Here is an 8,290-nt window from a genome sequence, read left to right as displayed (position 1 = left end):
GTCGAGCCCGAAAAATTATTGGGAAACCATGGGAGCCCGTCAAAGATTTTGTGAATATCTATATCTAGTGCTCACGCCGCTGTGAACGCCCTGTTACCGCCTAAATTTAGCGTCTTCGGCCACTAGATGCTGTTTTCGACGTGGCCTTGGAACAAGATATTCCGCCCATTCACCCAAAGATTTCCATTGCTTCCCATGAAATCCCATGGCATCCCTGTTCTCACGAAGACGGAACGGCGGGACAAAAAAGCAGGGGCGGCTGAAGACCCCGAACAAGGCGAAAAAGACAGGCTCATACAGGCACCCCGCCTTTCCAACTTTGACAGATCCGGCGCGCAAGCGAGCAGACATCTCCCCCAGGTGGTTTGCGCAGCAGGACGCCCAGCGATGGGACAGTGGGCGGATCGAGCAGTGGCAGCAGCTCGGTCCGCCTTTTCTATTTCCGGGGCCAAAAGCCCCAAAAGGAGCCGCAAGGCCGATGGTGAGTGAGGCGTTCAGAGGCGAGTTCTACCAGAAGGTAGACAGCAAGGCGCGGGTATCGATCCCAGCAGCCTTCCGCCGCATTCTGGAAGCAGAAGACCCCTCCTCTGATGATGCACGCCCGAAAGTTTACATGGTTTACGGCGGCAAAAGCCGCAATTTCGTCGAGTGTTACTCGAAGTCGGGGGCCGATGCTTTGGCCGCCAAGATCGAAGCGATGGAGCTGGGTTCGCCCGAGCGTGACCGCGCAGAGCGTGATTTGATCAGCCGTTCGGTGATGGTCGAGATTGAACCCGATGGCCGGATCGTTTTGCCGCTGAAAGTGCGCGCAAAGATGGGTTTTTCGGCAGAAGACGGCGCGGGCGAGGCGGCGTTTGCTGGCTTTACCAACCGCTTCAAGCTGTATCGTCGTGAAGTCTATGACGCCGAGAACGAAGACGACGACGATGATGGCGTAGATCCTCTGGCCCTTGTCGGCCGGGCTTCGCGGGCGGGTTAAGATGGACCCGAACCGCGACCAGAACATCGGCCGCTCTCCGCATATCCCGGTTTTGCTGCGGCCGCTGTTGGCGGCTGTCGCTCCCGTGCGCGGGCTTTGGCTGGATGGCACCTTTGGGGCAGGCGGCTATACGAAGGGTCTGCTGGAAGCTGGCGCTGATTGCGTGATCGGGGTGGACCGTGACCCTTTGGCGCTGGAAATGGCGGCAGCTTGGGCTGGGGAATATGGTGAGCGGCTGCGGCTGGTGGCCGGGAACTTTTCTAACATGGACCGCCATGCCGGGGAATTGCTGGACGGCGTTGTGCTGGATCTCGGCGTGTCCTCGATGCAGATTGATCAGGCAGAGCGCGGGTTTTCGTTTCAGAAAGACGGCCCGCTCGACATGCGGATGAGCCAATCGGGTGAGTCTGCCGCCGATATCGTCAATACCGCGTCTGAGCAGCGCCTTGCCGATATCCTATATCATTTCGGTGAAGAACGCGCCTCGCGCCGCATCGCCCATGCCATCGTCGAACAACGCGCAGAGCCGATCACCACCACGCTGCGGCTGGCCGAGATTGTCGCGAAATGCCTGCCGCGCCCGAAACCGGGGCAAAGCCATCCCGCCACCCGCAGCTTCCAAGCCCTGCGCATCGCGGTGAATGAGGAATTTTCGCAACTGGTGCAGGGGCTTCTGGCCGCTGAACGCGCGCTGAAACCCGGTGGGCTGCTGGCCGTCGTCACCTTCCATTCGCTGGAAGACCGCGTGGTGAAACGCTTCTTCCAGCAAGCGGCGGGCGAAGAGCCGAACTCGAACCGCTACGCCCCGGTGAAAGAAAACACCACCGCCCGCTTCGATCTGGTCACCCGCAAGGCGATTGGCCCGGATGATCAGGAGCTGGACGAGAACCCGCGCGCCCGTTCGGCCAAGCTGCGGGTGGCGCGGCGCACCGCAGCCCCCGCCAAGGATATCGACGCAAGCGCGCTGAACGCCCCTGACCTGCCGAAACCTTCCAGTAAAAAAGGACACCGCTAAGCCATGCGCCCAGTGCTTTACGTTCTGTCGTTTCTTGCCGTGATGGCGCTGGGGTTCTGGGCCTACCGCGAGAACTATGCCACGCAGGCGGCTTTGCGCGATGTCACCGATATTCAGAACGAAATCGCGGGGCTGCGCGAAAGCCTGTCGATCGAGCGCGCCGAATGGGCTTACCTGAACCGCCCCGACCGGCTGCGCGATCTGGGCACGCTGAACTTTGACCGCCTTGGCCTGTTGCCGATGCAGCCGCAGCAATTCGGCACTGCGGGGCAAATCGCCTTTCCCCCCGCGCCGCTGATCACCAACCTGCCGCTGGATGGCACCGAAATGGTCTCCGGCACGCTGGACGCAGAAGGAGCGCAAACGCCATGACCCGCACCCCGCTTCGCCCGCTGGCCCGGATTCTGAACGCGCGGCAGAAGGGTGAAAACCCTGACAGCATCGAGCGCGAAAACCTGCGGCTGCGCCATGAAGTGCTGCGTGACAAATCGCGGGGCTCGGCGCAGGTGCGTCTTGTCATCCTGGCTTTGTGCTTTTTCGGCGCGTTTACCCTGATCGGCGCGCGGATGGGCACGATTGCGGCCTCGGAACCGGTCGAGCCGCGCACCGCCTCGGCAGGTGCCGAGATTGACGCGGGCCGCGCCGATATCGTTGACCGCAATGGCCGGATTCTGGCCACCAACATGCTGACCCATGCGCTGTATGTGCAGACCCGTGATCTGATTGATCCGGCGCGTGTCGCCCGCGAACTGGCGGCGATCTTCCCCGATCTGGATGAAAAAGCCCTGCTGCGCCGGTTTACCGATGGCCGCAGCTTCCTCTGGGTGCGCAAGGTGCTCAGCCCTGAGCAAATGCAGCTGGTGCATGAAATCGGCGACCCCGGCCTGCTGTTTGGCCCGCGTGAGATGCGGCTTTACCCCAACGGCACCTTGGCCGCCCACGTTCTCGGCGGCTCGTCCTTTGGCGCGGAAGGCGTGCACAGCGCCGAAGTCATCGGCACCGCCGGGCTTGAGAAATTTGCCGACGCGCGGCTGCGCGATCCGGCGCAAGCGGGCACGCCACTGGTCACCTCGCTGGACATCACCGTGCAGGCAGCGGTCGAGGATGTGTTGGGCGCGGGCATCACCATGATGAACGCCAAGGGCGGTGCGGCCATTCTGATGGACGTGAACACCGGCGAAATCGTGGCGCTGGCGGCTGGTCCGACCTTTGATCCGAATGATCGCCCCGCCAACCCGACCTCGGGCGATCCGTCTGACAGCCCGCTGTTCAATCGGGCTGTGCAAGGCGTGTACGAGCTTGGCTCGACCTTCAAGATCTTCGCCGCGGCTCAGGCCATCGAGCTGGGGATACTGACGCCCGAAACCCTTGTCGATGCCAATGCGCCGATGCGTTACGGCAAGTTCACCATCAAGGAATTTGAAAACCACAACTATGGCCCGATGCTGTCAGTGTCTGATATCATTGCGAAATCTTCCAACGTCGGCACCGCGCATATCGCGATGATGATCGGTGGCGAGAGGCAGCAGATGTTTCTGAAGGCGCTTGGCCTGTTCGATTCTGCCCCAGTGGAGCTGGTCGAGGCCAAGGGTGCCAAGCCGCTGCGTCCGCAGCGTTGGCCCGAAATTGTGACGATCACGGCGGCTTACGGCCATGGGATCTCGGGCAGCCCGTTGAACCTTGCCACCGCCTATGCCTCTATCGCCAATGGCGGTATCAAGGTGACGCCGACGCTGCTGAAACGCACCGAACCGATGCAGGGCGAGCGGATTTTGTCGAAAGCCGTGGCGCTGCAATCGGTGGCGATGATGCGCCGCGTGGTAACCGAAGGCACCGCCAGCCTTGGCGATGTGCCGGGCTATGCAGTGGCGGGCAAGACCGGCACCGCAGACAAGACCATGCGCGGCGGCGGTTACTACAAGGACAAGGTGGTCAACACCTTTGCCTCGGTATTTCCGGCCAATGACCCGAAATATGTGCTGGTGGTGACGCTGGACGAGCCGGTGGAAACCACCGGGCCAAGGCCGCGCCGCACCGCAGGCTGGACCGCCGTTCCGGTGGCCGCCGAGATCATCCGCCGTGCCGCACCTTTGCTGGGGATGCGGCCACAGGTTGAAGCCGCCAGCTTGGATGGGCTAGTAGCCGTCAAGAATTAAGCTTGGGGGTATGCTGTGGCAGATCGGGCTAAGACACTTGCAGATTTGGGCCTGACTGCCCGCGAAGGCCGCAATCCGGTTCTGAGCGGCATCACGCTGGACAGCCGCGCGGTGCAAGACGGTTTCCTGTTCGCGGCGATGCCGGGAACGGCGGTGCATGGCGCAAGCTATGTCGAACTGGCCTTGGCCAAGGGGGCGGTGGCCATCCTGACCGATGCCGCAGGGGCAAAGCTGGCGGCGGAGGCATTGGCAGAGTCTGATGCCGCGCTGACCGTCGCGGAAGACCCGCGTGAGGCGATTGCCCGCGCTTCGGCTTTGTGGTTTGGCGCGCAGCCCGCCACGATGGTTGCCGTCACCGGCACCAACGGCAAAACCTCGGTCGCGACCTTTGCGCGCCAGATCTGGATGGCCCTGGGCCATGCCGCGATCAACATCGGCACCACCGGGATCGAGGGCGCATGGTCAGCCCCGTCCGCCCATACCACGCCGGACCCGATCACCTTGCACCGGATGTTGTCGCAAGCGGCGGCTGAAGGCGTCACCCATGCGGCGATGGAGGCCTCCTCGCACGGCTTGGATCAGCGCCGGATGGATGGCGTGCGGCTGAAGGCTGCGGGTTTCACCAATTTCACCCAGGACCATCTGGATTATCACCACACATTCGAGGCCTATTTCGCCGCCAAAGCCGCTCTGTTCGACCGGGTGTTGCCGGAAGATGGCACCGCCGTGATCAACATGAACGACCCCAAGGGTCATGAGATGGCGCTGATTGCCATCGCGCGCGGGCAAGGCCTGATCTCGGTGGGCAGCGGCGAAGGCTGCGATCTGCGTATCCTTGGCCAACGCTTTGACGCATCGGGGCAGGATGTGCGCTATGAATGGAAGGGCACGCCCTACCAAGTGCGCCTGAACCTGATCGGCGGTTTTCAGGCCGAGAATGTGGCTTTGGCCGCAGCTCTGGTGATCGGGGCCGGAGAATCCGCCCGTGATGTCTTTGCCGTTCTGCCGCAACTGACAGGCGTGCGGGGCCGGATGCAACTGGCGGGCACCCGCAAAAATGGCGCTTCGGTGTTCGTCGATTACGCCCATACGCCCGACGCGTTGCAAACCGCCCTGCGCGCGTTGCGCCCACATGTGATGGGCCGGGTGATCGTGGTGTTCGGTGCAGGCGGCGACCGTGACACTAGCAAGCGCCCGCTGATGGGGGCGGCTGCACAGGCCAACGCCGATGTGCTCTATGTCACCGACGACAACCCGCGTTCCGAAGACCCCGCGCTGATCCGTGCCGCGATCATGGCCGCTTGCCCCGAAGCCAACGAAGTCGGGGACCGCGCCGAGGCGATCCTTTTGGCCGTCGACGCCCTGCAACCCGGCGACGCTTTGCTGGTGGCGGGCAAAGGGCACGAGTCCGGTCAGGTGATCATGGGCAATATTTACCCGTTTGACGATGTGGAACAGGCCAGCATCGCCGTCGCCGCACTGGATGGATTGCTATGACCGCAAAACGCACACCACTCTGGACCTCTGCCGACGCCGTTTCCGCCACCGGCGGGCGCACCACCCAAGATTGGACTGCGACCGGCGTTTCCATCGACACCCGCACCCTTCAACCCGGTGATCTGTTCGTGGCCTTGAAAGATGTCCGCGACGGCCATGATTTCGTCGCCACCGCTTTGGCCAAGGGCGCCGCCGCTGCACTTGTCAGCCATATCCCCGACGACACAGCCCCCGATGCGCCTTTGCTGATCGTGGAGGACGTGCTGCAAGCGCTTGAAAAACTGGGGGCTTTCGCCCGTGCCCGCACCCGTGCAAAGGTGATCGGCGTCACCGGATCGGTTGGCAAGACCTCGACCAAGGAAATGCTGCGCCGCATCCTGATGGGGCAGGGCCGCACCCATGCCGCCGAGGCCAGCTATAACAACCACTGGGGCGTGCCGCTGACCCTTGCCCGGATGCCACCCGACACAGATTTCGCGGTGATCGAGATCGGCATGAACCATCCCGGCGAAATCGCCCCTCTGGCCCGCTTGGCCGATCTCGACATCGCCCTGATCACCATCGTCGCCGCCGCCCATCTGGAGGCCTTCGCCAGCCTCGACGCCATCGCCCACGAGAAAGCCGCGATTTTCGATGGGTTGCGCCAAGGGGGCACCGCGATTTTCCCCGCCGATCAAAGCATCACCCCGATCCTGCAAGCCAAAGCCGCCGAAATCGGGGCAACCACGATCAGCTTCGGTGCAAGTGCGACTGCCGACTACCAGCTGACCCAGGTGAAACTCGGCGACACCGCCACCATCGTGCAGGCCATGCGCTGCGGCACCCCCATGCTGTTCAAAGTGCTCAGCCCCGGCCGCCATTTCGCCGCCAACGGCTTGGGCGCGCTGGCTGTCGCCGATGCGCTAGGCCTTGATCCGATGATCGCCGCCTCTGATCTGGGCCGCTGGCAGCCCCCGGCAGGGCGCGGCACCCGTGAGCATATCTCGCTTGATATCGTTGAGGAAACCGGCTTCGATCTGATCGACGACGCTTTCAACGCCAACCCGACCTCGCTGGCCGCCGCCTTGGATGTGCTGATCGCCTCCACCCCGAAAGACGGCATTGGCCGGGTTGGCCGCGGCCGCCGCATCGCCATTCTGGGTGATATGCTGGAGCTTGGCCCCAGCGAAATTGCCCTGCATGAAGCCATCGCAAAACACCCGCATCTGAACAAGATCGACGTGATCCACTGCGTCGGCCCCCGGATGAAAGCGCTGTGGCAGAAGCTGCCGCGCGTTCAGCGGGGCGAGTGGGTGGCGGATGCCAAAGAGCTTGCCAACCGCCCGCGCAGCTTGATTGACGCAGGGGATATTCTGCTGGTGAAGGGCTCGAAGGGCATAAAAGTCAGCCTGATCGTTGACGCCCTGCGCAAATTGGGGCACCCAGCGCCCGACGCGAAACAAGGAGAAGCGTAGTGCTATATTGGCTCACCGAGTTTTCGGATGGCGGCGACGTCTTCAACCTGTTCCGCTATATCACCTTCCGCGCAGGCTGTGCTTTTGCCACTGCACTGATCTTCGGCTTCATCTTTGGCCGCCCACTGATCGACCTTTTGCGCCGCAAGCAGGGCAAGGGCCAGCCGATCCGCGACGATGGCCCGCAAAGCCATTTCATCAAGGCAGGCACGCCCACGATGGGGGGGTTGCTGATCCTGTCGGCGCTGATGGTCTCCACCCTGATGTGGGCGCGGCTTGACAACCCTTATGTCTGGATCGTGGTGCTGGTCACCTTGGCCTTCGGGCTGATCGGTTTTGCCGACGATTACGCCAAGGTGACCAAGCAAAACACCAAGGGCGTCTCGGGCCGGGTGCGGATGCTGGCAGGCCTCGCCATCGCCGCGATGGCCACCTATGCGGCGTCAAACTTCCATCCGCCAGAGCTGACCAACCAACTGGCCCTGCCGCTGTTCAAGAATGTGCTGCTGGATTTCGGCGTGTTCTTCATCCCCTTCGGCATGATCGTGATCGTCGGCGCTGCCAATGCGGTGAACCTGACCGACGGTCTTGATGGCCTTGCGATCATGCCGGTGATGATTGCAGGCGGCACTTTGGGGGTGATTTCCTACATCGTCGGTAACTTCAACTTCTCGGAATATCTCGGCGTGCATTTCGTGCCCGGCACCGGCGAGCTGTTGGTGTTCGCCGCGGCTTTGTTCGGCGGCGGCTTGGGGTTTTTGTGGTATAACGCCCCGCCGGCGGCGGTGTTCATGGGTGACACCGGGTCGCTCGCCCTTGGCGGTGCGCTCGGTGCCATCGCAGTCTGCACCAAGCACGAAATCGTCCTTGCCATCGTCGGCGGTCTGTTCGTGGTCGAGGCTTTGTCGGTGATCATTCAGGTGCTCTACTTCAAGAAAACCGGCAAACGGGTGTTCCTGATGGCCCCGATCCACCACCATTTTGAGAAAAAAGGCTGGGCCGAACCGCAGATCGTGATCCGGTTCTGGATCATCAGCCTGATCCTCGCGATGATCGGTCTGGCCACGCTGAAGGTGCGGTAAGCCCCGAGCGCGCCCCATAACGTCCCCTGTAGGGTGCGTCGTTCCGCGCCCTTCGCGCGGGTTGACGCACCGCCCATGACCCATAAAACCCCTAGCCCATAGAAAAA

The 8,290-nt window shown here is 62.5% G+C and carries 7 protein-coding genes; all 7 read left to right on the top strand.

The window, feature by feature from the left end; all coding sequences use genetic code 11:
- The first annotated feature begins 481 nt into the window (after positions 1–481).
- From U1A24_RS02265 to mraY, 7 genes are read left to right on the top strand one after another with little or no spacing between them, the layout of a single operon-like run.
- Entirely contained in the window at positions 482–979 is a 498-nt protein-coding gene (locus tag U1A24_RS02265) for a division/cell wall cluster transcriptional repressor MraZ (protein WP_322320367.1), read from the top strand.
- Between the two features lies 1 nt (position 980).
- Entirely contained in the window at positions 981–1,994 is a 1,014-nt protein-coding gene (gene rsmH, locus U1A24_RS02260; RefSeq protein WP_322320366.1) for a 16S rRNA (cytosine(1402)-N(4))-methyltransferase RsmH, read from the top strand.
- A 3-nt stretch (positions 1,995–1,997) separates the two neighbouring features.
- Positions 1,998–2,366 carry a cell division protein FtsL gene (gene ftsL / locus U1A24_RS02255; RefSeq protein WP_322320365.1) on the top strand — a complete coding sequence of 123 codons (369 nt, stop codon included), beginning with the start codon at positions 1,998–2,000 and terminating at the stop codon, positions 2,364–2,366.
- A complete protein-coding gene (locus U1A24_RS02250) occupies positions 2,363–4,150 on the top strand; it encodes a penicillin-binding protein 2 (protein ID WP_322320364.1) in 1,788 nt (595 codons plus the stop codon). Before ftsL ends, U1A24_RS02250 begins: the two co-directional genes overlap by 4 nt.
- A gap of 15 nt (positions 4,151–4,165) precedes the next feature.
- Positions 4,166–5,647, top strand: a complete 1,482-nt coding sequence (locus U1A24_RS02245) for a UDP-N-acetylmuramoyl-L-alanyl-D-glutamate--2,6-diaminopimelate ligase (protein ID WP_322320363.1) — start codon at positions 4,166–4,168, stop codon at positions 5,645–5,647.
- A complete protein-coding gene (locus U1A24_RS02240; protein ID WP_322320362.1) occupies positions 5,644–7,101 on the top strand; it encodes a UDP-N-acetylmuramoyl-tripeptide--D-alanyl-D-alanine ligase in 1,458 nt (485 codons plus the stop codon). The genes U1A24_RS02245 and U1A24_RS02240 overlap by 4 nt, the downstream gene beginning before the upstream one ends.
- Complete coding sequence (gene mraY, locus U1A24_RS02235) at positions 7,101–8,183, top strand: phospho-N-acetylmuramoyl-pentapeptide-transferase (protein ID WP_322320361.1); 1,083 nt, start codon at positions 7,101–7,103, stop codon at positions 8,181–8,183. Before U1A24_RS02240 ends, mraY begins: the two co-directional genes overlap by 1 nt.
- Positions 8,184–8,290: the final 107 nt, after the last annotated feature.

The organism is Cypionkella sp. (genome assembly GCF_034376685.1).
GTDB lineage: Bacteria > Pseudomonadota > Alphaproteobacteria > Rhodobacterales > Rhodobacteraceae > Cypionkella.
This window is presented reverse-complemented; position numbering and strand designations above follow the sequence as displayed.